General features: G+C 61.3%; 24 protein-coding genes. 15 read left to right on the forward strand and 9 right to left on the reverse strand.

The annotated features are described in order from the left end of the window. Positions 1-135 precede the first annotated feature (135 nt). Positions 136-570, forward strand: coding sequence for a cupin (locus FEZ60_RS08430; protein WP_033232441.1), 435 nt, complete (start codon positions 136-138; stop codon positions 568-570). Here the strand turns inward: FEZ60_RS08430 and FEZ60_RS08435 are convergent. Further along, positions 559-1,764, reverse strand: a complete 1,206-nt coding sequence (locus FEZ60_RS08435; protein ID WP_172935904.1) for a cytochrome P450 — start codon at positions 1,762-1,764, stop codon at positions 559-561. The genes FEZ60_RS08430 and FEZ60_RS08435 overlap by 12 nt on opposite strands. A 135-nt stretch (positions 1,765-1,899) precedes the next feature. Here FEZ60_RS08435 and FEZ60_RS08440 point away from each other — a divergent pair, with 135 nt between their 5' ends. The 3 genes from FEZ60_RS08440 to FEZ60_RS32870 all read left to right on the forward strand — a co-directional run bounded on the left by FEZ60_RS08440 (position 1,900) and on the right by FEZ60_RS32870 (position 5,530). Then, positions 1,900-2,739, forward strand: a complete 840-nt coding sequence (locus FEZ60_RS08440) for an SDR family oxidoreductase (protein ID WP_084702952.1) — start codon at positions 1,900-1,902, stop codon at positions 2,737-2,739. Beyond that, on the forward strand, positions 2,736-3,464 hold the full coding sequence (locus FEZ60_RS08445) for an acetoacetate decarboxylase family protein (RefSeq protein ID WP_172935905.1): 729 nt from the start codon (positions 2,736-2,738) through the stop codon (positions 3,462-3,464). Before FEZ60_RS08440 ends, FEZ60_RS08445 begins: the two co-directional genes overlap by 4 nt. A 1,019-nt stretch (positions 3,465-4,483) precedes the next feature. Next, complete coding sequence (locus tag FEZ60_RS32870) at positions 4,484-5,530, forward strand: transglycosylase family protein (RefSeq protein ID WP_172935906.1); 1,047 nt, start codon at positions 4,484-4,486, stop codon at positions 5,528-5,530. A gap of 123 nt (positions 5,531-5,653) precedes the next feature. Here the strand turns inward: FEZ60_RS32870 and FEZ60_RS08455 are convergent, their stop codons facing one another. Beyond that, entirely contained in the window at positions 5,654-6,835 is a 1,182-nt protein-coding gene (locus FEZ60_RS08455; protein WP_172935907.1) for an MFS transporter, read from the reverse strand. 143 nt (positions 6,836-6,978) lie between these two features. Between FEZ60_RS08455 and FEZ60_RS08460 the strand changes: the two genes are divergently transcribed. Continuing rightward, positions 6,979-7,425 carry a MarR family transcriptional regulator gene (locus tag FEZ60_RS08460; protein WP_003945852.1) on the forward strand — a complete coding sequence of 149 codons (447 nt, stop codon included), beginning with the start codon at positions 6,979-6,981 and terminating at the stop codon, positions 7,423-7,425. On the opposite strand, the gene thrS is transcribed toward FEZ60_RS08460, so the two are convergent. After that, positions 7,422-8,657 (reverse strand): threonine--tRNA ligase, encoded by a 1,236-nt coding sequence (thrS, locus tag FEZ60_RS08465; protein WP_172935908.1) that lies wholly within the window; start codon positions 8,655-8,657, stop codon positions 7,422-7,424. The genes FEZ60_RS08460 and thrS overlap by 4 nt on opposite strands. Before the next feature lie 332 nt (positions 8,658-8,989). On the opposite strand from thrS, the gene FEZ60_RS08470 reads away from it, so the two are divergent. Further along, positions 8,990-10,264 carry a hypothetical protein gene (locus FEZ60_RS08470; protein ID WP_033232453.1) on the forward strand — a complete coding sequence of 425 codons (1,275 nt, stop codon included), beginning with the start codon at positions 8,990-8,992 and terminating at the stop codon, positions 10,262-10,264. 2 nt (positions 10,265-10,266) lie between these two features. Next, the gene (locus FEZ60_RS32425; RefSeq protein WP_033232455.1) at positions 10,267-11,073 is read left to right on the forward strand and encodes an Abi-alpha family protein; all 807 of its coding nucleotides are present in this window, start codon (positions 10,267-10,269) and stop codon (positions 11,071-11,073) included. A gap of 68 nt (positions 11,074-11,141) precedes the next feature. Here the strand turns inward: FEZ60_RS32425 and hsaB are convergent, their stop codons facing one another. The 4 genes from hsaB to hsaA are packed head-to-tail and all read right to left on the reverse strand — an operon-like array spanning position 11,142 to position 14,666. After that, positions 11,142-11,702, reverse strand: a complete 561-nt coding sequence (gene hsaB / locus FEZ60_RS08480; RefSeq protein WP_033232457.1) for a 3-hydroxy-9,10-secoandrosta-1,3,5(10)-triene-9,17-dione monooxygenase reductase subunit — start codon at positions 11,700-11,702, stop codon at positions 11,142-11,144. Then, positions 11,699-12,601 carry an iron-dependent extradiol dioxygenase HsaC gene (gene hsaC / locus FEZ60_RS08485; protein ID WP_033232459.1) on the reverse strand — a complete coding sequence of 301 codons (903 nt, stop codon included), beginning with the start codon at positions 12,599-12,601 and terminating at the stop codon, positions 11,699-11,701. Before hsaC ends, hsaB begins: the two co-directional genes overlap by 4 nt. Next, positions 12,601-13,479 (reverse strand): 4,5:9,10-diseco-3-hydroxy-5,9,17-trioxoandrosta-1(10),2-diene-4-oate hydrolase, encoded by an 879-nt coding sequence (hsaD, locus tag FEZ60_RS08490; protein WP_033232461.1) that lies wholly within the window; start codon positions 13,477-13,479, stop codon positions 12,601-12,603. Before hsaD ends, hsaC begins: the two co-directional genes overlap by 1 nt. An 11-nt stretch (positions 13,480-13,490) precedes the next feature. Next, positions 13,491-14,666, reverse strand: a complete 1,176-nt coding sequence (gene hsaA, locus FEZ60_RS08495) for a 3-hydroxy-9,10-secoandrosta-1,3,5(10)-triene-9,17-dione monooxygenase oxygenase subunit (protein WP_045069644.1) — start codon at positions 14,664-14,666, stop codon at positions 13,491-13,493. Between the two features lie 195 nt (positions 14,667-14,861). Between hsaA and FEZ60_RS08500 the strand changes: the two genes are divergently transcribed. Both FEZ60_RS08500 and FEZ60_RS08505 read left to right on the forward strand, forming a co-directional pair. Then, a complete protein-coding gene (locus FEZ60_RS08500) occupies positions 14,862-16,013 on the forward strand; it encodes a Rieske 2Fe-2S domain-containing protein (protein WP_033232463.1) in 1,152 nt (383 codons plus the stop codon). 2 nt (positions 16,014-16,015) lie between these two features. Then, entirely contained in the window at positions 16,016-16,375 is a 360-nt protein-coding gene (locus tag FEZ60_RS08505) for a hypothetical protein (protein ID WP_033232465.1), read from the forward strand. Positions 16,376-16,458: 83 nt separating this feature from the next. Here FEZ60_RS08505 and FEZ60_RS08510 read toward each other — a convergent pair whose 3' ends face one another. Both FEZ60_RS08510 and FEZ60_RS08515 read right to left on the reverse strand, forming a co-directional pair. Continuing rightward, positions 16,459-17,664 (reverse strand): CoA transferase, encoded by a 1,206-nt coding sequence (locus tag FEZ60_RS08510; protein WP_045068482.1) that lies wholly within the window; start codon positions 17,662-17,664, stop codon positions 16,459-16,461. Then, entirely contained in the window at positions 17,661-19,151 is a 1,491-nt protein-coding gene (locus tag FEZ60_RS08515; RefSeq protein WP_045068480.1) for an aldehyde dehydrogenase family protein, read from the reverse strand. Before FEZ60_RS08515 ends, FEZ60_RS08510 begins: the two co-directional genes overlap by 4 nt. 447 nt (positions 19,152-19,598) lie before the next feature. Between FEZ60_RS08515 and FEZ60_RS08520 the strand changes: the two genes are divergently transcribed. The 6 genes from FEZ60_RS08520 to FEZ60_RS08545 all read left to right on the forward strand — a co-directional run bounded on the left by FEZ60_RS08520 (position 19,599) and on the right by FEZ60_RS08545 (position 26,657). Further along, positions 19,599-19,847 (forward strand): ferredoxin, encoded by a 249-nt coding sequence (locus tag FEZ60_RS08520; protein ID WP_045068478.1) that lies wholly within the window; start codon positions 19,599-19,601, stop codon positions 19,845-19,847. Beyond that, positions 19,844-21,190, forward strand: a complete 1,347-nt coding sequence (locus FEZ60_RS08525) for a cytochrome P450 (protein ID WP_033232470.1) — start codon at positions 19,844-19,846, stop codon at positions 21,188-21,190. Before FEZ60_RS08520 ends, FEZ60_RS08525 begins: the two co-directional genes overlap by 4 nt. A 14-nt stretch (positions 21,191-21,204) precedes the next feature. Then, positions 21,205-22,908 carry an OB-fold domain-containing protein gene (locus FEZ60_RS08530; RefSeq protein WP_045068474.1) on the forward strand — a complete coding sequence of 568 codons (1,704 nt, stop codon included), beginning with the start codon at positions 21,205-21,207 and terminating at the stop codon, positions 22,906-22,908. Between the two features lie 13 nt (positions 22,909-22,921). Beyond that, a complete protein-coding gene (locus FEZ60_RS08535) occupies positions 22,922-24,478 on the forward strand; it encodes an acyl-CoA synthetase (RefSeq protein ID WP_080711652.1) in 1,557 nt (518 codons plus the stop codon). Between the two features lie 20 nt (positions 24,479-24,498). Continuing rightward, positions 24,499-25,260, forward strand: a complete 762-nt coding sequence (locus FEZ60_RS08540; RefSeq protein ID WP_033232472.1) for an SDR family oxidoreductase — start codon at positions 24,499-24,501, stop codon at positions 25,258-25,260. A 125-nt stretch (positions 25,261-25,385) separates the two neighbouring features. Beyond that, positions 25,386-26,657 (forward strand): amidohydrolase family protein, encoded by a 1,272-nt coding sequence (locus tag FEZ60_RS08545; protein WP_033232474.1) that lies wholly within the window; start codon positions 25,386-25,388, stop codon positions 26,655-26,657. Positions 26,658-26,819: the final 162 nt, after the last annotated feature.

Consider the following 26,819-nt stretch of genomic DNA (forward strand, 5'->3'; position numbering starts at 1 on the left):
CGAAACAGAACTTCACGTACCAACTGCGTTGTCCGCGTAATACTCCTGACTGTTTACAACCACAGTCCCTAATATCCGACAATTCAAGCATTGCCGGGGGACACTCATGAGCACACCCATTCGAGAGGCCTGCTCATGCGTATACGACATCGAGTTCTACTTGCTCTGACTGCAGCTTGCGGTCTTGCGGTGACTCCCACCGTCGCGTCGGCGACACCGAGCACCGGAGTGCACGGCGAAATCCTCGGGCAGGTGACGTTCGGCGACAAGGACTATGTGCTGCGCAAAATCACTGTCGACCCGGGTGGATCCACCGGCTGGCACTTCCACGACGGTGTTCTGTACGCCGCCGTTGCCGGCGGCACCTTGAGCCACTACCGATCCGATTGCTCGGTCGACGGCTTCTATCAGACCGGTAACACCCTCATCGAACCGAGCGGATCGGATCACGTTCACATCGGCAACAATTCGCAGACCACTCCCCTGGTTCTCCTTGTCGTTTACGTCAACCCCACGGGCAGTCCCTTGTCCGAGGACGCGGCAGCGCCCAACTGCCAACTACCCGGGTAGCAGATTGGCGAGCGGGAATCGTATCGGCATCGATTCGATGCCGGACACGAAGTTGGCGGCGCGACGCGGTAGTGGTGCGTCCGTCGCCAGTTCCATCCCCGGTAAACGCTGGAAAAGCTGCTCGAACATGATCGTTCCTTCCAGCCTCGCCAGCTGATTACCCAAGCAGAAATGCGTGCCGAACCCGAACGCGACGTGTGGGTTCGGTGTCCGACCGATATCGAACTGCGGCGCATCCACGAACACAGCGTCGTCGAAGTTCGCCGACTCGAAGAGCAGCAGCATCTTCTCTCCCGCTTTCAGACGCGCACCGAAGAAATCCGTGTCGCGGGTAAGTGTGCGGGCCATGTTCTTGATCGGCGACGACCATCGCAGCATCTCTTCCATCGCCAACGGAATCATCTCCGGGTCGGCGGCCAGCGTTCGGTACTGATTTGGGTGGCGCAGTAGTTGTTCCATCCCTCCGCTGAGCACGTGGCGCGTTGTTTCGTCGCCGCCGATCAGAATCAACAACGACTCGTTGACAATTTCCTGGTCCGACAGCGCCTCTCCGTCGATCTCGCTGTGAATCAACGTGCTGATCAAGTCGTCTGCTGGGGCTGACCGACGCTCCCTGATCGTCCGGGTCATGTGCTCGGTGAAATCGACGTACGCCGCCATCATCGCCTGAAGTTGCTCTGGGGAAGCGTTACTACCCAGCGCTTTCACCAAATCGTCCGACCACCGCAGGAACACCGCGCGTTCTTGCGGACGCACACCGAGCATGTCGCCGATGACCGCCATCGGCAACGGCGCGGCAAGATCGGCCACGAAGTCCGCTTCCCCGCTCTCACAGACAGCATCGATCAACTGGTCACAGATCTGTCGAATCCGATCGCGTTTTGCTTCGACCTTCCTTTTGGTGAATCCGGCATTGACGAGGCGTCGACGCGTGAGGTGCTCTGGATCGTCCATGTCGATCATCTGCGGAAGCGGACCGGTTTCGGGTCTGATGCCGCCGGCATTGGAGAACAACGCAGGGTCTCGCTCGGCCGCGATGACGGCGGCGTAGCTTGCAGCGGCGGTGATGCCGTTCGCGCTGTCTCGGTACACGGGTTCGTGCTCACGCATCCACGCGTATGCGTCGCGCACATCGCCGAGATCACCGGAATAGAAGCGCCCGTCGATCAGGTCGAAGTTCGGCCGATTCGCCATCTCGCCGTCCTCTCTCGAGAAACCCTTGCCTCAACAAGTAGAACCTGTTCCTATAGAGCTCGGGGCGTTATTGCCGAAGTTCTTCGGCCCACCTCGATCCGTGTACACCGCGCAGACGACAACCGGGAGATGGACATGGGCGACAACACCGCCTTTGCAGGCAGATCGGTACTTGTGACCGGAGGCGGAAGCGGCATCGGATTCGGCATTGCCGGTGCGCTCGCCGGAGCCGGTGCCCACGTCACGATCTGCGGACGAAACAAGGACAAACTCGATGTTGCGGCCAACTCGATTCGTGCCCGCAACGGGTCCGGCTCCGTCACTGCTGTACCCACCGACATAACCGTCGAAGCCGAGGTCATCGCTGCAGTCGCATCCGCGGTCGAGGCAACGGGAACACTCGACGGCGTTGTTGCCTGCGCCGGTGGCAACGAAACCATCGCCCCGGTGACCCAACTCGACGTCGATGCGTGGCGCCGCACGGTAGACCTCAACGTGACCGGCACGATGCTGACGATCAAGCACGGCGCACGTGCCCTCGTCTCCGGAGGCGGTGGTTCCATCGTGGCGATCTCGTCGATCGCGAGCAGCAACACACATCGATGGTTCGGAGCGTACGGCGTGTCGAAATCCGGCGTCGACCATCTCGTACAGTTGGCGGCAGATGAACTGGGTGCCAGCAATATTCGAGTCAATGCGATTCGTCCCGGCCTCACCCGGACCGATCTGGTCGCGCTCATCACCGACGGTGGACCGATTCTCGACGACTACATGGCCAACACTCCCCTCGCACGTGTCGGCGAAGTGGAGGACATCGCAGCACTCGCGACATTCCTCCTCGGACCGGACTCCACGTGGATCACCGGACAGATCATCAACGTCGACGGCGGTCAAATGCTGCGTCGCGGACCGGATTTCCGCTCGATGCTCGAATCCGTGTACGGCGCCGACGGACTCCGCGGGGTGGTGGCATGAGCTATACCATCCTGGGCAAGACCGTCGAGATGCCCGTAGAAGTCCGTACCGCCTCCGCGTTCATGGCGATGTTCTCCGTTCCGAGTGTTACTGCCCAGTCGATCATCAACCACACCGGACTGACCGTTCTGCAATTCCGCCCGGGGCGCGCACTGTGCGGACTGGTATTTGTCGACTACGTGGACGGAGATCTGGGACCGTACAACGAATTCGGCGTGACATACATGGTGCGAAGCCATACCGCCCCACCGGAAATTTCGGTGCTGGGCGACCTTCGTGCGCTCACGTCCGGCACAGCGGGCGCCCTCATCCATGAACTGCCCGTCGACGGCGAGTTCACCAAGGCCGCCGGCCGTGAGATCTGGGGATTCCCGAAGGTGATGGCGGAGTTCGATACCGAGCATGTCGGTTCCGTCAAACGCGGTTCGGTATCTCACGACGGCAAACTCATCGCGCAGTTGAGCGTGAAATCGGGAGTGAGCGTTCCCGGCTCGGGAGCGAACATGTCACTTGCCGCATATTCACATCTCGACGGCATCACCCGCTGTACGTCGTGGGACATGGCTCCCACCGGCGTCAAATCTCGCCCTGGTGGTGCGGAGCTCCAGCTTGGCACCCACCCGATGGCCGCCGAACTACGACGGCTCGGCCTGCCGAAACGAGCTTTGATGACAACCACGATCACCAACCTCTCCATGACATTCGGTGAGGCGACAACCATCTGACGGCGTCTGCCTCATTGCGCGAACGCGTTTGAATGCCCTCCTGCGGTGCCACCTTTGTCGGGACTCCGCAGGAGGGCTCATCCCCGGGCGCAGACTGCGACCCTCAGGGTGCGACACAGATCCCTCACAAGGGTTGCGCCAATCGATCACTGGGAGCGCAAGGCGTGTCGCAAGTTTTCTATTGTGGAACAGCTTCGGGTGAATCCGTGTGCTCCACTCTGGCATCCGGCGTTTCTCCTCACACGGGTCGAATGACCCATTCGGGTACCTATTTTCGGGTCATCGCGCGTCACTACCTTCGCAATCAATGCCGAGGGTCCAACCTGTTTGACATGTAGCTTTGCCGTAGACCTACCCCGCCAAACGACGCCGCTCGCACTACGAAAATGATTTCTCACCTGCCCCCGAGTTGGCCCGAAGACAATAATGCCGCGTGAGAAATCAATAGTTTCTGCGCCATGAACCAGTGGCAACTCGGTCAGTCTGTTTCCTCAGCCCGATCGCGCCAGACCCGCTGCTAACGTTCCCAGGACATGATGGTCCACCCAGAATCCTTCTGGCACAGTTGAATACCCGGCAATACCAGCAAGGCCACCCAATCGGCCAACGTGGAGTTCATCGACCAGTTGCCCTGAAAAACGTGGTACCGGTCGGCTTGGTTCGACTTGTCAAAAATTGGCGTAATCCGCGAAACAGGTATGCCACCGGGTAATTGGGCCGTTGTACGCATGTGGGCGAGGCAACAACCTTGGCGTGACTCACAAATCGTGACCATGAAACCGGAAGGAACTATCGGCACGCTCCCTCTTCACCCGAGAAGCGCTCTGTAACAAAGAGATTGGCCTGACCAATTCGGTCAATGCAAATAATTGTCCACGGATAGCGAGAACTGTTGGCGCACTTGTTGTCAACTCATCTTCAATCGCCTTCCAGCATGGGCGATCTCGTACACCACGCTGCTCAGCAGTTGATCACCGCTGCGTGCCGCGAGATTGCCGACACCGATCAAGGAAAAGATCATGGGAAAACACAGGAAACACCACCGTTCTCACGCCACACGATTCATCACACTCGCTGCCGGAGCAGGCGCTCTGACAGCCATCGGCACCTTCGCCAACACGGGCGTAGCCAGCGCACACGACTGGTCGCAAGTGGCCATGTGCGAGAGTTCCGGAAACTGGAGCATCAACACGGGCAACGGGTTCTACGGCGGACTGCAGTTCACGCAGTCGACGTGGGATGCCTACAAGCCAGCCGATGCACCGGCCCGTGCTGACATGGCGTCGGTCGCGGATCAAGTCGCAGCAGCGGAGGCAACACTCGACGCTCAGGGCATCGGTGCGTGGCCGGTGTGTGGCACACACCTCGGCTGGGGTGGAGTCACCCCTGGTTCAGCCAACGTGATCTCATCGACACTGCCTTCTGCCGAAGAAGCCATCCACGTAGCCCCTCTTCATGCTGGTAACAGCTGCAGTTGGGAGTGGCCGGTAGATGGGGTGCTCTCGCAGGGGTTCCACGCCGGACACGATGGAGCGGACTTCGCGGTCAACGTCGGAACGGTCCTCCATGCCCCGACGTCGGGCACGATCTCGGTTGCCGGACCATATGACCCCGGCGGATACGGAACCTACATCCAGCTCGAAGCCGATACCGGCGAGCAGATCCAGATGGGCCACCTCTCCGAAACGTGGGTCGGTGAAGGCTCTCACGTCGAGGCCGGCGACCAAATCGGTGCCACGGGTAATACCGGCAGCTCGACCGGCCCGCATCTGCATCTGCGCATTCACAGCGGCGGCGCCGTCGATCCCGTCGCCTTCCTGAAGTCGACCGGCGCGTGCGATACCGGGGCTAGCGTCACGCCCGGACCGACGTTCGCACCCGCGTTGAATGCTCCGGCACCAGAGCCTGCCACGTCGGCAGTCGGCGACACGGTGACCGTGTCCGCAGGCGATACGCTGTTCGACCTCGCTTCGGCAAGAGGGAAGAATTGGCAAGAGGTGTGGGCCATGAATGCGTGGATCACCAATCCCGACCAGATCTTCGTGGGCGATCTGATCAAGTTCTGATGCTGGAAGTCAGCTGCTGCGGGCTCATGCCCGACTGAGCGAACGTACCTTTTGCCGCCTTGGATGCGCCGAAAGGTACGTTCGCTCAGGTGAAGTGGGGGTACGGACCTGGACAACCCGGCACTACCCGACCAGTACGCCGTCCCGCTCCGGAGTCTTCTCCGACCTGTCCATCGACGACGCGAGGAGCAGCACCACCAAACCGACCACGGTGACGGCGGCACCCATCCAGATCGGGGAGGTGAAGCCGAGCCCCGCGGCAATGGTGAGACCACCGAGCCACGCGCCCAATGCATTTCCGACATTGAAAGCGGCGATATTGGCGCCCGACGCCATAGTCGGCGCCTCCGACGCGTAATTCATGATCCGCATCTGCAGCCCTGGTACCGTCGCAAAACCGAAGGCGCCCATGAAGAACAGTGAGATCACGGTCATGACCTTGCTCTCTGCAGACGCCGCGAACACGATCAGAACGACGGTCAAGATCGCGAGAATCCAGACCAGCGCCTTCGTCAGCGAACGGTCGGCGGCCTTCCCACCGAGGACGTTGCCGACAAACAGACCGGAACCGAAAAGGATCAGCAACCACGGAACACTGGACGCTGCAAAGCCACTCACCTCGGTGAGAGTGAACGCGATGTACGTGAACGCGCCGAACATTCCGCCGTAGCCGAGAATCGTGATCGCGATCGAGAGCCACACCTGTTTGTTGCGGAAGGCTCCGAGTTCGCCGCGCAGGCCGCCGCCCGTCGTTGGTGCCGGCGTCGTAGGCACCAGAGCCGCGATCCCGATCAGCGCGACAATGCCGATGACGGTGATCGCCCAGAATGTCGAGCGCCATCCGAACTGTTGGCCGAGCATCGTGCCGAACGGAACGCCGAGAACATTGGCAATGGTCAACCCGGAGAACATCATTGCGATGGCACCTGCACGCTTGTCCGGTGCGACCATTCCGGCGGCGACCACCGATCCGATGCCGAAGAACGCGCCGTGGCACAGGGCCGCAACGATGCGCCCACCCATCATCACCTCGTATGAGGGGGCCAGCGCGGACATCAGGTTGCCGATGATGAAGAGCACCATCAGCGAGAGTAGGACCTTCTTGCGCTCGAACCGGATGACGGCCGCAGTCACCAGAATTGCACCGATCGCGACGGACAGTGCGTAGCCGGAGATCAGGTAGCCCGCTACGGCTTCGGTGACCTCGAAATCGGCGGAGACCTCGGGCAGCAGGCCCATGATGACAAATTCGGTGAGGCCGATCCCGAACCCGCCCATAGCGAGGGCAATGAGACCCAATGGCATCTCGATGTTCCTTTCACAGATTTACGCGTAAGCCGTTAGCGGGCGTGTGCAGTAGTTGCATGCGCGCTATAAATAGTTGCACGCGCGCGCTACATGCGCAAGCTGGTAACCTGGAGCGGCAGGAATCGGACAAGGAGAATCACATGGGGATCGCCGACGACGCCGTCGAAATCCGTTCGCAAGGGTGGCGCACGCTCGCAGCGCTGCACGGCGCCCTCGACACCGAATTGGAACGCGCTCTCCAGCGTGAGCACAAACTGTCCGTCGTCGAATACACAGTCCTCGACGCGTTGAGCCGCCAAGACGGCTGGCACATGCGCATGGCCCAGCTGGCTCGCGCTGCCGCGCTGAGCAGCAGTGCCACGACGCGATTGGTCAACCGTCTCGAAGATCGTGGACTACTGACCCGAATCCTGTGCGCCGACGACCGTCGAGGCATCTACACCGAGTTGACACCGGCCGGCCGCGAGCTTCTCGAAAGCGCACGGCCGACACACGACGCCACCCTCGAAGCCGCACTCGACGAGGCATGCAAGACACCCGAACTCGCGCCGTTGGTGCGGGCGCTCCACGAACTTCCCGTCGGCTAGAACCCTGCCGGAAGCAGGGCACGCTCGTTGATGTCCGCGACCACCTGATCGACAAACACTCCCGCGTCGACGACGGCCCGCTCATCCCGCGCCGGGATCAGAGTGTCGACGGTGCCGCCCCGCACTTCGTTGTCCCCGATCACGGCGACGTACGAATCCCGATGAGTACGAGCCTCGCGGATGCGGCGTCCCAACGACCCTTCGGACGCAACGGCCACGCGGACATCGCGAGCCTCGAGATCTGCCCGTAGACGCTCGGCCGCATCCTGATGCCGGTCGCCGACGGGCAGGATCGAGACCTGGTTGGGCGCCAGCCACGGCGGCATCCGACCTTCGAACCTTTCGATCAAGAGCGCGGTCATACGTTCCATCGAACCCAGCAGGCCTCGATGGATCATCACCGGACGATCCTTGGTTCCGTCCTCCGCTGTGTACTCGAGCCCGAACCGCTCCGGTTGGTTGAAGTCGAGTTGGACGGTCGAGAGTGTTTCTTCGCGGCCGTTCGCATCTCGCACTTGGACGTCGATCTTGGGCCCGTAGAACGCAGCCTCTCCCTTGGCTTCCACGTAGTCGATCGAGCGCGCATTCAGTGCGCTGCGAAGTTGATCCTCGGCGGTGGCCCACTGTTCGTCGGTGCCGAGGTACTGCCCCGCTGCCCCTCCACTCACTGCCCCTCTGATCGAAAGCCGATATTCCCGTTCGGCAATCCCGAGAGTCGAGTAGCAGTACTCGATCGCGTCGATCGCAACGATCACTTCGGCTCGAACTTGGTCACGAGTGCAGAAGACGTGTGCGTCGTCGAGATTGATCTGCCTGACGCGGCTCAGTCCGCTGAGAACACCGGAGAGTTCGCTACGGAACATCGAGCCGAGTTCGCGAAGGCGGAAAGGGAGTTCGCGATAACTACGGCCGCGCGCGGCGAATACCTGTGCGTGATGAGGACAGTTAGCAGGACGAAGAAGAAATGATTCCCCACCTATCTGCATTTCGGGGAACATGTCTTCCGAGAACTTGGACCAATGCCCAGATCTCTCGTACAACTCCTTCTTCGCCATCACCGGGGTGTAGACACCGCGGCATCCGGACCGAGCAGCTTGCTCGGCCGCGAACTTCTCGAGTTCGCTCCTGATGATCGCGCCGTCCGGCAACCAGAGCGGAAGGCCCGCTCCGACGATGGGGGTGGTGGTGAAAAATTCCAGCTCGCGTCCGAGTTCGCGGTGGTCAACGCTCATGAGAGCTCTCCAAATCGTTCAAGGGGAGTCGCGCATCGGAGCGAAGAAACAGAACAACCCCGGGGCGATAACTCCCGGGGCGGAAAAGGGTTCGGTCAGCAGGTGCTAATCGATGCGCCGGAAGGAAACCGGCGTCGTCGTGTTGTGCGCAAAGCTGACCATGTACGTCAGGTTACATTAACTTCCGACCCATCGACGGCCCGGATTACCGGGGATCTATGCTGACGCAACTGGGAAGGCGCAGTAGTAGCGAAGGAAACACCCACGAAGAGCGAAGTTTCGGCAATCATGTCCGAACGTGAGGTTCTCGGATATGAGGAGGATGGGCGACGGTGCCGGACCACTTGCTCGAACAGTTGATCACCATTCCTTTGTTCACGGGAATCATCGGGTACATCACCAATTGGTCCGGCGTTCTGATGCTCTTCGCCCCACTCGAATTCCACGGAGTCAGAATTCCGGGCCTCAAGATCCTGTTCCCACTGCTCCCGCGCCGGGTCCAGGTAATCCCGGCGATCACCAGCGACGGCCGCTTCGGTTGGCAAGGAATTGTGCCCTCCCGGGCCGAGAAAATGGCGTCGATCGCAGTGGACAAATCGTTGGCAAAAGTGGGCAGCATCGCCGACTTCTACCGTGAACTCGATCCGGACAGCATCGCCGAACATCTGGTCACCATCTCGCGAAGCGAAGTCCGCGGCGTGGTCACCAGAATCATGACCGCCGAGAATCCTCAGCTCTGGCACAACCTTCCGAACCCGGTGAAAGAAGCCGTTTTCCGGAAGGTCGAGGAAGATCTGCCAGCCAGTGTCCGCACCATAACGGACCGCATCGAAGAGAACATCGACGAATTCATCGACGCCAAACTCATGGTGATCCGGTACCTGTCGTCGCACCCGAAACTACTCAACGACATTTTCCGGACCATGGGAAACAAAGAACTGCGATTCATGCAGAACTTCGGTTTCTACTTCGGGTTTCCGATGGGGTTTGTCCTGGTGGCCGTACTGCACTTCCTGCCGTACTGGTGGATCCTGCCCATCGGCGGCGTCATCATCGGCTACATCGTCAACTACCTCGGAATCACAATGATCTTCGAGCCCATCGCGCCCAGCCGATGGGTGCCGTGGCGGCAAGGTCTTTTCCTCAAACGACGCACCGAGATCATCGAGGGGTACGCAAAAACGCTCGCCGATCACGTCATCACACTCGAGAACATCGGCACAGAACTTCTCGAAGGACCACGCTCGGACCGAACCCGCCGAATGCTCGATCAGGTACTGCGTGAATCCGTCGACGACGCCGTCGGATGGGCACGATCCGTCGTGAAAATGACGGTCGGCTCGCAAAGCTACAAGCGTCTGCCGAGCCTCGCGACAACCGAAGTGCTCGACCTCGTTCCACGAGTATTCGAGGACGCGGCTTTTGCCGAAAGTCAGTCCGAGAAAATCCGGATATTCGTCACGGCGCAAATGAACAAACTGTCACCGGAAGACTTCAGCGAACTGCTGAGATCTGCCGTCAAACAAGATGAATGGTTGTTGTTCGTCCACGGAGCGGTACTCGGCTCGTTGGCCGGTTTCCTGCACCTCGCGATATTCGGAGTATGAGAATGAGTGAGCAGCGCGAAGAACCCACGTATGACTGGGATATCGACACGGGCACCGAAGAATCCGTCGAAAAGCGGTTGATCCGTAGCCTGGTCGGCTTGACCGCCACCACCACACTCACCTCCCTGAAAATAACGGGGTGGGCGTTGGGCACAGCGCGCGAGGCGACGCGGCAGATCGTTGCAGCCGCCGCAGACGCGGCAGCAGAGGCCGCCGAAGCCGCCAACGTTCAACCTTCGACAAAGCGACCGGCAAGTGCCGGGCCCTCCCGATCCGAAAACCTGCGATCGGCCATGCGCGCTCGCCCCACCGGTAAACAGAGCACCGAGGCCATGCTCGCAGCCCTTCGCCAGCGCGGCGACAACCTGCTCGACCGTTCCGCCGATGTCACCGACCGCGACGATCTTCACCCCGCCTACGACCGAATCCTCGACGAGATTGCACCGGACGAAGCACGCATCCTGCGCCTGCTCGCATTGTCGGGCGCGCAACCGAGCGTCGACGTCCGGACAGCCCGGCCCTTCGGCGTCGGGTCGGAAATGATCGACGAAGGCCTGTCGATGATCGGCGATCTCGCCGGGTGCCGGCACCTGGATCGCACGAATGCCTACCTCAACAACCTGCACCGACTCGGGCTGGTGTCATTCTCTCGAGAACCTGTCGAAGCAGATCGATATCAGGTCGTCGAAGTCCAGCCCGCGGTGATCGACGCCGTGCGACGCGCGGGCCGGTCCAACAAGATAGTGCGTCGTAGCATCCTGCTCACGCCGTTCGGTGAGGACTTCTGCCAGACGTGTTTTTCCTTGTAGGGGCTCCGCCCCCGTGCTCCTTTCCGGCAGTCCCCACTACCAAAAAGGCGCACAGGGGCCGCAGGCCCCTACAGCCAGGTATCTTCCGTCGTTGTTGTCAGGAACGCCTCGAGATCGTCCCGCCAATGCGCGGGGACGGTCTTGTCCGGTTCGATCCCGGTGTACTGCCCGCGATAGAACAGCAGTGGACGCTCGGTCTTGACCTCACTCATCGACGAGACCCGACCGAAGACCACGAAGTGATCGCCGCCGTCGTGGACGGTTTCGACGGTGCAGTCGATGTGCGCGAGCGATTTGTCGATGATCGGTGAACCCAACGGCGACGGTGTCCAGTCGATACCGGCGAACTTGTCCGGCTCACGCGAACCGAAGCGCGCGCATACCGACTGTTGTTCCTCCGCCAACACGTTGACGGCAAACTTTCCGGTCTTCTCGATTGCCGCCCACGACCGAGAACCCTTGGTGGGGCAGAACAACACCAGGGGCGGGTCGAGGGAGAGCGCGGCAAACGACTGACACGCAAAACCCACCGGCACGCCGTCGTCGACGGTCGTGATGATGGTGACACCGGTACAGAACTGGCCCAGGACGGTACGGAACTGCCGCGGGTCGAGTGCAGGGGCACTCACGGCTTCAGTCCGACCGTGAAGTCGTGACCCCACAGACTCACTGCCGTACTTTCCCGCGCGATCCAACTCTCGTCTTCGACCTCGCGTCCCTCACAACCGAATTCGATGTCGAAGCCGCCGGGAGTCTTCATGTAGAACGAGAGCATTTCGTCGTTGACGTGGCGCCCGAGGGTCGCCGACATCTTGACCTTCTTGCGCAGCGCACGGTCAAGGCACAGTCCGACGTCGTCTGAGTTCTCCACCTCGAGCATCAGGTGCACGATGCCCGTCGGATTGGGGAACGGCAGGAACGCCAGGCTGTGATGACGTGGGTTGCAGCCGAGGAACCTCAGCCACGCCGGATCGCCGTCAGCGGGTCGGCCGACCATTTGCGGTGGCAGACGCATCGAGTCCCGCAGTTTGAATCCGAGGACGTCGCGGTAGAAGCGCAACGACGCGTCGTCGTCATCGGTGGTGAGCACGACGTGTCCGAGCCCCTGCTCCCCCGTGACGAACTTGTGTCCGTACGGGCTCACGACGCGTCGATGTTCGAGCGCTACACCGTGAAACACCTCGAGCAAGTTCCCCGAGGTGTCCTCGAACGCAATCAGCTCGACCACGCGACGGTCCTTCAACTGCTCCGACGTGCCTTCTTTGAAGGGAACTCCGGCTGCCGACAACCTGTCACGGATATCCTGCAGCTCAGCCGCATTCGCTGTCTCCCACCCGGAGACGAGCAGACGGTCCGTCTCGTTCGGAACGATGACCAGACGTGCCGGGAAATCGTCCATGCGAAGGTACAGCGAATCGGGGTCGACGCCCTTGCCCTCGCTCATGCCGAGAACCTTGAGCCCGTACTCGCGCCACGCGCCCATATCGGTGGCCCCGATACGCATGTATGCCAGAGATCGAATACCCATCACTTACCTCCGTCGAGCAAGAAGTCGGTTGCGAGCCGGTTGAATTCGTCGAACTTCTCGAGTTGCGCCCAGTGCCCACAACCACCGAAGACATGCAGTTGCGCGCGCGGAATCATCTTGAGCGCAACCAGTGCGCCGTCGAGGGGGTTGACCCGATCCTCACGGCCCCAGATCAGCAACACACGCTGACGAAGCTTGTACGCCTCGCGCCAGAGCATGCCGAGCTCGAAGTCACCGCTGGAGAAGGACTTACCCATCGCCTTGGCCGCAGCCAGGGACTCGGGAGTACTGGCTGCGGCAAAACGTTCGTCGACGAGTTCCGGCGTGATCAGCTTCTGATCGAAGACCATGATCCGGAGGAATGCTTCGAGGTTCTCACGTGTGGGCTGGTAGCTGAACTTCCCGAGGTTCTTGACGCCTTCGGTGGGGTCGGGTGCAAAGAGATTGACACTCAGACCGCCTGGCCCCATGAGGACCAGCCGGCCGGCACGGTCCGGGTAGTCGAGCGCAAAGCGAACAGCAGCGCCACCACCGAGCGAATTGCCCAGAAGATCAACGCGACCGGTGATCTCGAGCGTGTCCAGGAGGTCGTTGAGCGCCGACGCACTGTGCACGAAGTACTGCGGATGCTCGGTCGGCTTGTCCGACTGTCCGTAGCCGGGCTGATCGACCGCGATGACGTGAAAGTTCTTCGCCAACACCGGAATGTTGCGGGCAAAGTTCGACCACGACGACGCTCCCGGACCGCCTCCGTGCAGCAGCACGATGGTGCGATCGTTCCCTACCCCGGCTTCGTGGAAATGCAGTTTCAGGTCGGGGCGCACCTGCGCAAAACGCGACGTGGATTCGTAGGTGAACACTTCTTCGGTGGTTGTCACGGACGTCTCCCCTAGACCATCGTGTCGGTGATCGGCAGACCGAACTCGCCTGTTCCGAACATGACGTATGCGCGTTCTGGATCGTTGGCCGCGTGGACGCGTCCGGCGTGAGCGTCGCGCCAGAATCGCTGAATCGGCGTGCCGTTCTGCAGTGCTGTTGCTCCGGAGTTCTCGAAGAGCTTGTCGATGGACGCGATCGCGCGACCGGTGGCCCGGACCTGATCGCGTCGCGCTCGCAGACGCAGTTCCATCGGAACCTCTTCGCCCGCAAGGATCAACGCGTACTCGTCGGCGACATTGCCGGACAGTTGACGCCAGGCTGCATCGATGTCGCTGGATGCCTCGGCGATACGTACCTTCGCAAACGGATCGTCCTTGGACTTCTCGCCGGCAAAGGCTGCGCGAACCCGCTTGCCCTGATGCTCGACGTGCGCTTCGTAAGCGCCGTAAGCCATTCCGACGATCGGGGCCGAAATCGTAGTGGGATGAATGGTGCCCCACGGCATCCGGTAGACGGGAGCGGTGTTGTTCTCGAGTCCGGGAGCAGTCAGTTCGCTCATCGCCCGGAAGCTCAGCACGCGATGGGTCGGAACAAATACATCCTTGACCACAACGGTATTGGAGCCGGTTCCGCGCAGTCCGACCACATTCCAGACGTCGTCGATCTGGTAGTCCTCGCGGGGAATCAGGTAGCTGACAAAATCGACGGCGCGACCGTCCTTGAAGACCGGCCCGCCCAGAACTGCCCACGTTGCATGGTCGCAACCCGACGACCACGCCCACGCGCCGTTTACCTTGTATCCGCCCTCGACTACCTCACCCATACCCATGGGCGCGTAGGAGGACGAGATGCGAACGTCAGAGTCCTTGCCCCACACGTCTTCCTGCGCCTGCTGAGAGAACAGCGCCAGGTGCCAGTTGTGAACACCGATGATCGAGGAGACCCACCCCGTCGATCCGCAGGCGCTCGCGATCTTTTTGACCGCCGAGTAGAACAGGACCGGATCGGCTTCGTATCCGCCCCACTGCTTCGGCTGCAGTAGACGGAAGAAACCGGTCTCCTGCAATGCCTTGACGGACTCGTCAGGGATACGACGAAGATCCTCGGTCTCCTGCGCCCGCTCACGTAGTGCCGGCAACAATGCGTCGAGCTTCTGCATCACCTCGTGGCTGTCATGGTTACCCACTTCGACGCTCCCGTCTGTCTCGCTCGGATAGTTCACTTACCTTTGAGACTAGAACACGTTCTCTTTTCTGTCGAGATGTCGCAAATCGCGTCATTGAGGGCCGCAACGCTGTAACAAGTGCTTCCGAAATCTAGCGAAATCAGAGTTCATTCTATAACGTGTTCTATTAACAGCTAGAAGGGATGTGAGGTCACTATGGCGCAGATTCGCGAGATCGACGTGGGAACGGTGCAGACACGGTTCGCGCGTGGATGGCATTGCCTGGGTCTTCTGAAGACCTTCAAGGACGGCAAACCGCACGCGATCGAGGCTTTCGGTACCAAGCTCGTGGTGTTCGCCGACAGCAAGGGCGATATCAAAGTCCTCGACGGGTACTGCCGACATATGGGCGGTGACCTCACCCAAGGCGAGGTCAAAGGCGATTCCATCGCGTGCCCGTTCCATGACTGGCGCTGGGGTGGAAACGGAAAGTGCACCGGCATTCCCTACGCCCGCCGCGTGCCCCCGCTCGCCCGCACCCGGGCGTGGCACACACTCGAACAGAACGCTCAGCTCTTCGTCTGGAACGACCCGGAGGGCAATCCTCCGCCCGAGGAAATCGTGATCCCTCGCATCGAGGGCGCGTACAGCGACGAGTGGACAGACTGGACCTGGAACTCCATGGTCATCGAGGGTTCCAACTGCCGCGAGATAATCGACAACGTCGTGGACATGGCGCACTTCTACTACATCCACTATGCCTTCCCGACGTACTTCAAGAACGTCTTCGAAGGTGAGATCGCCACTCAGTACCTCAACACCACGGGCCGTCCCGACATCGGAATGGCATCCCAGTACGGCGGCGATACGCTACTTCGCTCCGAGGCTGCGTATTACGGACCGTCGTACATGGTCAATCCTCTGTGGAACAGCTACAGCGGATACGAGGTCGAAAGCGTCCTGATCAACTGCCACTACCCGATCAGCCCGGATTCATTCGTGCTGCAGTGGGGCGTGACGGTCAAGAAGCCGACGGGCGTCTCCGACGAAATGGCCGACAAGTTGGCCGGCAAGTTCACCGAGGGCATCAGCGAAGGATTCCTTCAGGACGTCGCGATCTGGAAGAACAAGACCAAGATCGAAAATCCACTCCTCTGCGAGGAGGACGGCCCCGTCTACCAGCTACGACGCTGGTACGAGCAGTTCTACGTCGACAAGGCCGACGTCACCGAGAAGATGACGCAGCGCTTCGAGTTCGAAGTGGACACCACCAAGGCCAACGAAGCCTGGCACGCTGAGGTCGAGGAAAACCTCGCCCGTCAGAAGGCCGAGAAGGAAGCCGCTGCAAAGAAGGAAGCAGAGGTCTAGTCGTGAGCGCCTCGATCCGTGACCTCCGTTGGGCCAAGGCTCCGGACTTTGCCGGGCAACCGGAACGGCGGGGCGCAATCGAAGCCCAGACCGTCGAGGACAAGCAGGAATACCTCGACTCGGGGATGCAGGAAGTCGATTGCAAGACATGCGGCGCGTGCGTACTGGTTCGCAAGAACACGTACAAGCACACCAGCATTCAGTGGACCTCCGACCCGGCACGTCGGTGTCACACGTTCAAGGACGCCATCGCGTCGGGGCAGAAATCTGCACTCAAGGACGGCTGCCCGATGCTCCATGAGAGCATCGCCGACGCCGTCAGGGACGGCACAATTACGGTTCGCGACGCCGAAAACAGCTGAGCACCGCGAACAGTTGCACGAGAACTGAAATGAGGGCCGACCCCAACGGGTCGGCCCTCATTTGTCAGGTGTGGTCACAGTTCCTAGGTAACTGCTCCCGCGATCTTGAAAGCGATGACACGTTCCCAGTCGAATCCCAACTCTGTCAGAATTTCGTCTGTGTGAGCGGCGAATTCCGGTCCTGCACGCAGTTCGGGTGCAGTGACGTCGAACTGCACCGGGTTTGCGGCCAGTTCGAGTTCCCCTGCCTTGAGCAGATATTCGTTGGCCAGAACCTGCGCGTCGCTCGACACTTGCAACGAGTCCTGCACAGGCGCCCACGGACCGGCAAGAGTGGCAAACTTCTCCGACCATTCCGCGAGTGTGCGGCTGCCCAGTACCTCACGCAGAATAGCCACTGCGGCTTCGGTATTGGCGGCAATCTGCTTGGAATCGGCAAAACGAGGGTCGTCGATGAGGTCGAGGCGATCGATGTGGCGACACACATCGGCCCAGTACTTGCCGGCCTGGAGCATCACGAACGAAAGGAAGCGCCCGTCCGATGTGCGGTACAACCCGGACAACGGATTGGTCAGTGCACCATGACCACCCGGCACCGGCGCCACCATGGCCTGGTCGAGATGCGCCGACAACGCAATCCCGTGTCCCATGGCCCACACGCCGCTGCCCAGGAGGGAGACGTCGACTACCGAGGTCTCGCCCGTACGTTCTCTCTTGAGCAGCGCTGCCGCAACACCGCCGGCAAGGTTCGTGCCGGAGATCGTGTCACCGAACGCCGGCCCCGGCGGGGTGATCATGCCGTCCACTCCAGGAGGCGTGAGAGTAGCGGCAATTCCGGCCCTGGCCCAGAAGGCCGTCATGTCGTACCCACCCTTGTCGGACTCGACACCGCGCGGCCCGAGTGCACTGCCGCGGGCGTAGACGATCTTCGGGTTCACGGCGCGGACGTCGTCCACGTCGATTCCGAACTTGGTCCGAGCCTGGGGCAGGAAGCTTGTGAGGAACACGTCCGCTGTGCGGATCAGTGCATCCAACACCTCTTTACCCTCGGCGGTTCCCATGTCGATGCCGATACTGCGCTTGCCTCGGTTGGCGTGCTCGACGTTGGGGTTGGGATCCCCCTCGACCTTCAACGCACCGACCTGACGAAGGCCGCGCTGTGGGTCACCGGTGACGGCGTGTTCCACCTTGACGACCTCGGCGCCCCAGTCGGCGAGCACTGCGCCCGCCGACGGAACGAAGCCGTACATCGCGACCTCGAGAACGCGGATCCCCTCGAGTGGCTTCACTTGACCACCGTCGCAAAAGCCTTGGTCTGGAGGAACTCCTCCAGTCCGGCGGTACCCATCTCACGGCCGATGCCCGACTGCTTGTACCCACCGAACGGAACATCGGGGGTGAAGTAGTTGCCACCGTTGACGCTGAAGGTTCCGGTGCGGATACGGCGGCCGATGGCGATCGCGCGATCGTCGTCGGCACCAAGCACGCCACCGGAGAGTCCGTACTTCGAGTTGTTGGCGATCTCCACGGCATGATCGTCGTCATCGAACGGGATGACTGCGAGCACGGGTCCGAAGACCTCTTCCTGCGCAATTTCGCTGTCCGGGTGGACATTTGCCAGCAGGGTCGGCGTGTAGAAGTAGCCGGGATCGATCCGCGTGCCACCGGTCACGAGCGTCGCGCCCGCCTCGACGGCCCGCTGAACCAAACCGTCGACCTTGTCTCGCTGCTTCTCGCTGATGAGCGGGCCCATGTAGATCTTCGGGTTGGTCGGGTCTCCGACCGGCACGTGCGCCATCATTCCGGCCACCTTCGCGACGATCTCGTCGTGATGTGCCCGCGGCACGAGCAGCCGGGTGGTGAGCGCACAGCCCTGACCTGTGTTGGAGCAGATGGAGAATGCCGCGAACTGTGCAACGGTGCCGAAGTCCGCGTCCTCGAGCACGATCAATGCCGACTTGCCACCGAGTTCGAGGAAGACCTTCTTGAGGCTCGCACTTGCCGCAGCCATGATCGACGCGCCGACGGGCGTGGATCCGGTAAAGGTGACCACGTCCACGTCGGGATGGGTGGTCATGATCTTGCCGGTCTCCACGTCGGACGAAGACAGTACGTTGACCACGCCGGCCGGAATATCGGTGTGATTGGCAATCAGTTCGCCCAGCGCCAATGTGATGAGTGGTGTGTCCGGAGCGCCCTTGAGGACGATCGTACAACCGGCGGCGAGCGACGGAATCAGCTTGGCAAACGCCAGCTGATTCGGGTAGTTGTACGCAATGATCGCGGAAACGACTCCGGCGGCTTCCTTCTCGATCCAGCGATTGTGCTTCTGCCCCTTGATGTCTACCTCGCCGAGCTGTTCGGTCAGCGGGTAGGTGCGCAGCAGATCGGCGTAGTAGCGGATGATGCCGATGGGCGCCTCGAGCTGGTTACCCTGCGTATTGATGTAGGTGGCTCCGACCTCGGCGATCGTCAGCGCACGAAACTCTTCGAGATTGTCGAGCATTGCCTGGTGCAGCTGGTCGAGGCACTTGATGCGGAATTCCACATCGGTTGCCCAGCTGGTGGTGTCGAACGCCTTGCGCGCTGCTGCGATAGCGGCTTCTGCCTCCGCGACACCCGCATTCGGTGCGTAACCGAGGATCTCACCGGTAGCGGGATTGATCGATGCAAACGTCTGCTCCGTTGTCACGAGCTTTCCGTCGATGAGCAAACGCCGATCGACATCCAGCACGGCGGTGCCCTCGTTGCCCGACACCGTTTCCTGAGATGACATCCGTTCTCCTCACTAAAGTATGAAAATAGAGTTCTCATATTCGAGAATATTGCATCCTGGTGGTGTGAATGTAGCAACTGTGAAGTCGTACGCATACCCCCCACCGAAAGGTTGCATTGCACCTGAGCAGTCTCTACTCGGGATCTTGCGGCCACGTCAGAGCGAGAGTAGGATTCTCCAAAATTGAATTGGAGATTCTTGTGAACCAGAATGCGACACTCGAACGCTCACCTGTAACGACGGCAGCCCCGTCGCCGGTGAGTCACGCACTCAGGCCCGAGCCATTTCCCAGCCCAGCCCATCTCGCGGCATGGACACGTTCTGTGCCCACCTTCCGTCCGTCTACGACGCAAGTTCGATCAACATCGTCATTGCCGGCCGTCCCCGATCAGCTAGTCGAAACAGCCTGAATAACAAAAAGATTCACGTGCAAACAGGAGGAATATTGTGAAGGTGAAGGTCGACCCAGCACTGTGCCAAGGGCACACACTGTGCGCTATGGCTGCACCGGATGTGTTCGAACTGAGCGACATCGACGGCCACGCTACGGCCATCGAAGGCGATGTTCCTGCCGATCTCGAGGACAAGGTGCGGGAAGCTGCCCATTCCTGCCCGGAGCAGGCCATCACCATCTTTGCGAGCAACTCCGCCTCCGAGAACGCCGACGCCAAGACGCCAGAGAGGACAGCTCCATGAGCATCGACAATGCGCCAGCGCAAGACAACCACGAGAAGCCCGTATTCCAGTTCGACCGGCACGCAGCGGACTATCGCGACAACTTCCTGGACATCACCCAGGAGATGCACTCGAAGTGTCCGATGGCCTGGTCCGATACCCACGGCGGGCACTGGGTTGCGTCGGGCGGCGACGAGGTCTTCGCTCTCGCTCGGTCCGCTGACATCTCGAATGATCACGACCTCAAGGGAGTTCGTCGTGGTTACAAGGGAATCATGATTCCGACCGCGGAACGCGCGTCCGGTGTCCGTGGCGGCATCCTGGAAATGGACGACCCCGAGCATCGCGAGTTCCGTGCGGTTCTCAACCCCTACCTGTCTCCTGCTGCTATCAAGAAGTGGGTTCCGCTGATCGACGAGGTGATCCGCGCCAGCCTCGACGAGAAGATCGAGTCCGGCAAGATCGACTTCATCGACGATCTGGCAAACATCGTCCCGGCCGTCATCACGCTGGCAATGCTCGGTATCCCCGTCGTCAAATGGTCCGTTTACTGCGAGCCGGTACACGCGGCTATGTACACCCCGCCGGATTCACCTGACATCGCCCGGATCGGTGAACTCCACCGCGCCATGGGATTGGACCTCCTCACCAATCTCCACCAGATCCGCGAGAACCCCAGGCCCGGCATGGTCGACGCGATCGCCCGAGCCACCGTCAACGGCGAGAAGCCAGACGATCTCGAACTTCTCGGAGTCCTCAGCCTGCTCATCGGCGGCGGGTTCGACACGACAACGGCGCTCACGTCACACGCACTCGAGTGGCTGTCACAGAACCCGGATCAGCGCGAGATTCTCAGCCGGGAACGCGACACCATGCTGGACTCGGCAACGGAAGAATTTCTCCGCTTCTTCTGCCCGACACCGGGCGACGGCCGCACCTTCTCCGCCGACGGCGAATTGGGCGGCGTGCAGTTCAAAGAGGGCGATCGACTCTGGCTCTCCTGGGCAATGGCCAACCGCGACCCCGAACTCTTCGAGGACCCGAATACCGTCGACCTCGAACGAACGGCCAACCGACACTTCAGTTTCGGTCTGGGAGTACACCGATGCATCGGCTCGAACCTGGCCCGAACGGTCTTCAAGCGCATGCTCGTCGCAGTGTTCGACCGGATGCCCGACTTCACGTGCGACCCCGAAGGCACCGTGCACTACGACTCCATCGGCGTCATCCAGGGCATGCGTCACCTCCCGGCGACCTTCACCCCCGGCCCGCGTCTCGGTGCCGGCCTCGACGAGACCCTCGAGAAAATCCAACTGATCGTCGACGAGCAGGGACTCGCCGCACCGATCACTGCGCAGAAGTAAGGAAACTGAAGTAAGTGACTGATTCCGCGGTAGTCGATCCGGTAAACGAGAACAAGGTAGCCGAGTCGGGGCGTCCTCTTCCCCTTGTGACCCGGCAAAACCGGTTCTACTGGACGTCCGGCGCGGATGGCCGGCTGCGCGTACAGGAGTGCGAGTCCTGTACGGCTCTCATCCATCCGCCGCAGCCGGTCTGCAGGTACTGCCGTTCACATCAGATGGGCGTGCGCGTGGTTTCCGGCTACGCCACCCTCATCGGATTCACGGTCAACGAACGCTTCAGCATGCCTGGGCTTCCGGCACCCTACGTGGTGGCTCAGGTCGCGATCGAAGACGATCCTCGGGTTCGGCTGACTACCAACGTCATCGAGTGCGATCCTGCGCAGCTGCACTTGGGCATGCGCATGGAAGTTGTCTTCCACCAGGACGGGGATGTGTGGCTCCCGTTGTTCCGGCCGACGGCCGAGCAACCAGAACCTGCGCCGCTGCCACAGGCCGAGGGTGATCCGGAAGAGATCCGGCGACGCGTGCGACCGATGTCCACCACCGTGAAGTTCGAGGACAAGGCGGCGCTCACCGGCATCGGCATGTCCGAGATCGGCCGACGCTTGATGCTCTCCCCCATGGAGCTGACGGTGCAGGCGTGCGAACGCGCTGTCGCCGATGCCGGCCTCACGATGGACGACATCGACGGTCTCGCAAGCTATCCCGGCGCCGGACCGGTAGGGGGGTTCGGCGAGGGCGGCGGGGTGACCGGCGTCGAGGCGGCTCTCGGCATCCGGCCGACCTGGCATAACGGCGGCATTGAAACCTTCGGCCCCAGCGGTTCGGTGATCGCGGCGATGATCGCCGTCGCCAGCGGCCTTGCCCGCCACGTGCTGTGCTACCGAACCGTCTGGGAAGCCACCCACAACGAATTGATGCGTCTGGGCGAAATCAGCCCACCCGCGCCGAGTCGCACCCCGAGCTGGATGTTCCCGTTCGGAGCGACCTCCGCAGCACACACTCTCGCGCAGAATGCGCAGCGCCACTTCCACAAGTACGGCACAACTCGCGAAAGCTTGGGCTGGATTGCGCTGAACCAACGAGCCAATGCCGCACTCAATCCGAGCGCGATCTATCGCGACCCGATGACGATGGACGACTACCTCTCGGCCCGCACCATCACCACGCCATTCGGTCTCTACGACTGCGACGTACCGTGCGACGCTTCGGTCGCTGTGATCGTGTCCGCCATCGATGCAGCACACGATCTTGCCAAGCCGCCGGTACTCGTCGAAGCTGTCGGAACGCAGATTGTCGAACGTATCGAATGGGATCAGAGCACACTGACACACGAGCCTCAGGTTCTCGGCCCAGCTGCTCACCTGTGGACACGAACCACGATGCGCCCCAGTGATGTCGACGTCGCGCAACTCTACGACGGATTCTCGTTCAACTGCCTGTCCTGGATCGAAGCGCTGGGCTTCTGCGGCATCGGCGAAGCAAAGGACTTCCTCGACGGCGGCCACAACATTGCCCGCGACGGCGTGATCCCACTCAACACGCACGGTGGACAACTCTCACACGGCCGCACCCACGGCATGGGGCTGATTCACGAAGCGGTCACACAGTTGCGCGGCGAGGCCGGTGAACGTCAGGTCGTCGGCGCCAAGGTCGCCGTCGCGGCCACGGGTGGCCTGTCCCCCGGCGGCGCAATGCTCCTTCGAACGGATCGATAGTGGAGGCGCGTCAATGACGACCGCGACGATGACACCCAGCTACCACGCTCGCCGGAGCCCGGACACCCCGGCCATCGTGATGGCTTCGAGCGGTGAGGTCACGACATACGCCCAACTCGACGAACGCTCGACGCGATTTGCGCGGGCATTGCGGGCACGCGGGCTGGGCGTCGGCGACCACATCGCGATCCTGATGGAGAACAACCGCCCCTTTCTCGAAATTGCCTGGGCAGCGCAGCGATCCGGCATTCACTACACCGCGATCAACCGCCACTTACGCCCGCTCGAGGTGCAGTACGTTCTCGACGATTGTGGTGCCCGCGCCTTGATCTCGAGCGAAGCACTTGCCGACGTCGTGGCCGGCCTCGACGTCTCGCGTATTTCCATCCGGATATCGGCGCTCGGTGACATCTCCGGATTCGATCGGTACGACGACGTGCTGGCCGGCGAGACGGCCACACCACTCGACGACGAGTGCGAGGGCCGCGAAATGCTGTATTCGTCCGGGACCACCGGACGTCCCAAAGGTGTGCGTAAACCGTTGCCAGGAACGGCATTCGGAGATCCGAGTGCCGCACCCGTCTTGATCGCCAGGGGCCTGATGGCCGGCAACACCGTCACCGATGCGGTGTACCTGTCGCCCGCACCGCTGTATCACGCGTCGCCCCTGGTCTTTTCGATGTCATGGCACCGTCTCGGCGCCACGGTCGTGGTGATGGAGAACTTCGACCCACTCCAATGCCTTGAACTGATCGAGCGTCACCGAGTGACAAGCGCGCAGTTCGTGCCGACCATGTTCGTGCGCATGCTTCGGTTGTCACCGCAGGAGCGAGCGCGATACGACCTGTCGAGCCTGCGCAACGCAATACACGGAGCGGCGCCGTGCCCGATCCTCGTGAAGCAGCAGATGCTCGACTGGTGGGGGCCGATAATCCACGAATACTATTCGGGCACCGAGGATGTCGGCGCTTCGACCATCACACCCGAGGAGTGGCTGACGCACCCCGGATCCGTCGGGCGACCGATGCAGCAATGCCACATCGTCGGCGAGGACGGGGCGGAACTTCCTGTCGGACAGGTCGGCTCGGTGTATTTCTCCGGCGGCAGGCCGTTCGAATATCACAACGATCCCGAGAAGACCGCGTCCGTCACCAACGACCGCGGGTGGCGCACACTCGGCGACATCGGGCGTCTGGACGAGGACGGATACCTCTATCTGACCGACCGCGAGGCGCACACGATCATCTCGGGTGGAGTGAACATCTATCCGCAAGAAGCGGAGAACGAACTCGCCGGGCATCCTGCCGTCGCCGATGTCGCAGTCATCGGCGTACCCGACGACGAGATGGGCGAGTCGGTGAAGGCTGTTGTGCAACTGGTCGATCCAGCGGCAGCCCACGCTACCCTCGCCGCCGAGCTCATCGAGTACTGCCACAAAGCGCTCGCGTCGTACAAATGCCCCCGAAGTATCGATTTTGTCGACGCCCTCCCCCGAGATCCCAACGGCAAGTTGTACAAGCGCCTGTTGCGTGACCGTTATCGGGCGAGCAACGTCACCCCTATCGCTTGACGACAGAACAGGAGACCCTCGTGCAGGGTTTGACAGACAAGGTCATTCTGATTGCCGGCGGCGCCACCGGCCTCGGCGCCGCCTCCGCGCAGCGACTGGCAAACGAGGGCGCACAGATCGTGATCGGTGATCTCAACCTCGAAGGTGCCGAAAAGACCGCTGCGGCAATAAACGAAGCCGGTGGGCGTTCCGTTGCAGCACAATTCGACATTTCCGACGACACGTCAGTCAAGAAATTGGTGGCATTCAGCGTCCGGACCTACGGCGGCCTTGACGCCGTCCATATCAATGCCGGAGATATGGGTTCGGTGTCCAAGGACACCGATATCGTCGACATCGACCTCGAGGTCTGGGACCGCACCATCGCCGTCAACCTCCGCGGCCACATGCTCGTGACCCGGCACGCCATTCCCGAACTCCTCGCACGCGGTGGCGGCACGATCGTCTATACATCGTCGATCGCTTCGTTCACGGGTGATCCGCAGCGTCCTGCCTATTCGGCAACCAAAGCCGCTATCAACTCCCTGGCCCGGCACGTCGCGTCGCGCTGGGGCCGCGACGGCATCCGCGCCAACGCCATCACTCCCGGCCTGATCCTCACCAAAGAGATCGAGGAGGGCGCGTCGCCCGAACTGCTGCAGTCGTTGATCGCGCGTTCTCGCAGTACACGGGGAGGCAGACCCAGCGACATCTCGAGCATGGTCGCCTACCTGATGTCGGATGACGGCGAGTGGATCAACGGGCAGGTCGTCAACGTCGACGGCGGCACGGTGTTGCGGTGACCGGACACAGCGAATATGTGATTCTCCGCTCGTCCAGCTATTGATTCTCAATAGCGAAAACAATATTCTCATTGCAGTAGGCGCCGCTGCCGGGCATCTCTGCGCAGCGCAGGAGAGGATTCTCAATGAACATTGACGACATGGTGATGGTCAGCATCGACGACCACGTGGTCGAACCGGCTGACATCTTCGAAAAGCACTTCCCGAAAAGCCTCATGGACCAGGCCCCCAAGCTGACGGCCCACCCCCGCAACCCCAACGTGCAGGCCTGGCTTTTCCAGGACACGGTGGTCGGCAGTTCCGGCCTGAACGCCGTCGTCTCCTGGCCCAAGGAAGAATGGGGCATGGATCCCACGGGCTACGCCGAGATGCGTCCCGGCGTCTACGACATGGACCTGCGTGTACGCGACATGGATGCCAACGGCACCTTGGCCGCAACACTTTTTGCCACCTTCCCCGGATTCGCCGGAACCCACCTTGCGAGCCTGCCGGACAAGAAGTTGTCCCTAGCGGCATCTCGGGCCTTCAACGACTGGGTCGTCGGTGAGGTACCGAATGCTCACCCCGGGCGCTTCATCCCCCTCGGCATCATCCCGTTCTTCGACGTGGAGGAATCCGTCAAGGAGATCCACCGTCTCGCCGCGATGGGTTGCCGATCCATCAGCATCCCCGAAACTCCGTACGGAGTGGGTGAGGGCTACCCCGACTTCAAGTCCGGCTACTGGGATCCGATCTTCAAGGCATGCGTCGAGACCAACATCGTCCTGAGCCTGCACATCGGTGGCGGCTTCAGCTTGGTCAAGCGCCCCGAGGGCTTCAACATCGACGACATGATGGTTCTGACACCGCTCATTTCGACTATCGCGGCAAACGACATGATGCTCAGCGGAGCCTTCCAGAAGTTCCCGGATCTCAAGGTCGCCATGAGCGAGGGTGGCGTCGGCTGGGTTGCACCGTGGCTCGACCGCGTCGAACGCCACGTCGTCAACCAGTCCTGGACCGGAACCAGCTTCCTCCCCAAGGGAATGACGGCAACCGACGTGTGGCGCAAGAACTTCCTGGCGTGCTACATCACCGAGCCGAGCGGACTGAACAACCGTGACCGCCTCGGCATCGACACCATCGCCTGGGAATGCGACTACCCCCATTCCGACTCCACTTGGCCGATTTCGCCGGAGATGTTGATGGAAGAACTCGTCGACGCCAAGCTCACCGACGAGGAGATCGACAAGATCACCTTCGGAAACGTTGCCCGGTTCTTCGACTGGGATCCCTTCAAGCACATCAAGCGCGAGGACGCCACCGTGGGCGCCCTGCGTGCACGGGCAACCGATGTCGACATCAGCGAGACATCCAAGGCCGAATACCGTCGACGCTACGAGCTCGCCAACTCGTAGCCTCCACGCTTGGACAAATGCCGCCGACACCCGTGTCGGCGGCATTTGTCGTACCCACACGCGGTCGGTGCGCCTGCTGGAGAACCTCACCAGCCCAACAGGTTTGACTGGATCACACACCGACCGTCGTGGCGATCAAGAATGAGAATTTTGCCCGAAAAG

Source organism: Rhodococcus sp. MS16 (assembly GCF_013277795.1).
Taxonomy (GTDB): domain Bacteria; phylum Actinomycetota; class Actinomycetes; order Mycobacteriales; family Mycobacteriaceae; genus Rhodococcus_F; species Rhodococcus_F globerula.

What these genes read in the sequence shown, in the direction of transcription:
- FEZ60_RS08440 (WP_084702952.1), top strand. Translation starts at nt 1,900, where the DNA reads ATGGGCGACAACACCGCCTTTGCAGGCAGATCGGTACTTGTGACCGGA.
- hsaC (WP_033232459.1), bottom strand. Translation starts at nt 12,601, where the DNA reads ATGGGTATTCGATCTCTGGCATACATGCGTATCGGGGCCACCGATATG.
- FEZ60_RS32870 (WP_172935906.1), top strand. Translation starts at nt 4,484, where the DNA reads ATGGGAAAACACAGGAAACACCACCGTTCTCACGCCACACGATTCATC.
- FEZ60_RS08455 (WP_172935907.1), bottom strand. Translation starts at nt 6,835, where the DNA reads ATGCCATTGGGTCTCATTGCCCTCGCTATGGGCGGGTTCGGGATCGGC.
- thrS (WP_172935908.1), bottom strand. Translation starts at nt 8,657, where the DNA reads ATGAGCGTTGACCACCGCGAACTCGGACGCGAGCTGGAATTTTTCACC.
- FEZ60_RS08515 (WP_045068480.1), bottom strand. Translation starts at nt 19,151, where the DNA reads ATGTCATCTCAGGAAACGGTGTCGGGCAACGAGGGCACCGCCGTGCTG.
- FEZ60_RS08445 (WP_172935905.1), top strand. Translation starts at nt 2,736, where the DNA reads ATGAGCTATACCATCCTGGGCAAGACCGTCGAGATGCCCGTAGAAGTC.
- FEZ60_RS08435 (WP_172935904.1), bottom strand. Translation starts at nt 1,764, where the DNA reads ATGGCGAATCGGCCGAACTTCGACCTGATCGACGGGCGCTTCTATTCC.
- FEZ60_RS08430 (WP_033232441.1), top strand. Translation starts at nt 136, where the DNA reads ATGCGTATACGACATCGAGTTCTACTTGCTCTGACTGCAGCTTGCGGT.
- FEZ60_RS08460 (WP_003945852.1), top strand. Translation starts at nt 6,979, where the DNA reads ATGGGGATCGCCGACGACGCCGTCGAAATCCGTTCGCAAGGGTGGCGC.
- FEZ60_RS08500 (WP_033232463.1), top strand. Translation starts at nt 14,862, where the DNA reads ATGGCGCAGATTCGCGAGATCGACGTGGGAACGGTGCAGACACGGTTC.
- FEZ60_RS32425 (WP_033232455.1), top strand. Translation starts at nt 10,267, where the DNA reads ATGAGTGAGCAGCGCGAAGAACCCACGTATGACTGGGATATCGACACG.
- FEZ60_RS08525 (WP_033232470.1), top strand. Translation starts at nt 19,844, where the DNA reads ATGAGCATCGACAATGCGCCAGCGCAAGACAACCACGAGAAGCCCGTA.
- FEZ60_RS08535 (WP_080711652.1), top strand. Translation starts at nt 22,922, where the DNA reads ATGACGACCGCGACGATGACACCCAGCTACCACGCTCGCCGGAGCCCG.
- FEZ60_RS08545 (WP_033232474.1), top strand. Translation starts at nt 25,386, where the DNA reads ATGAACATTGACGACATGGTGATGGTCAGCATCGACGACCACGTGGTC.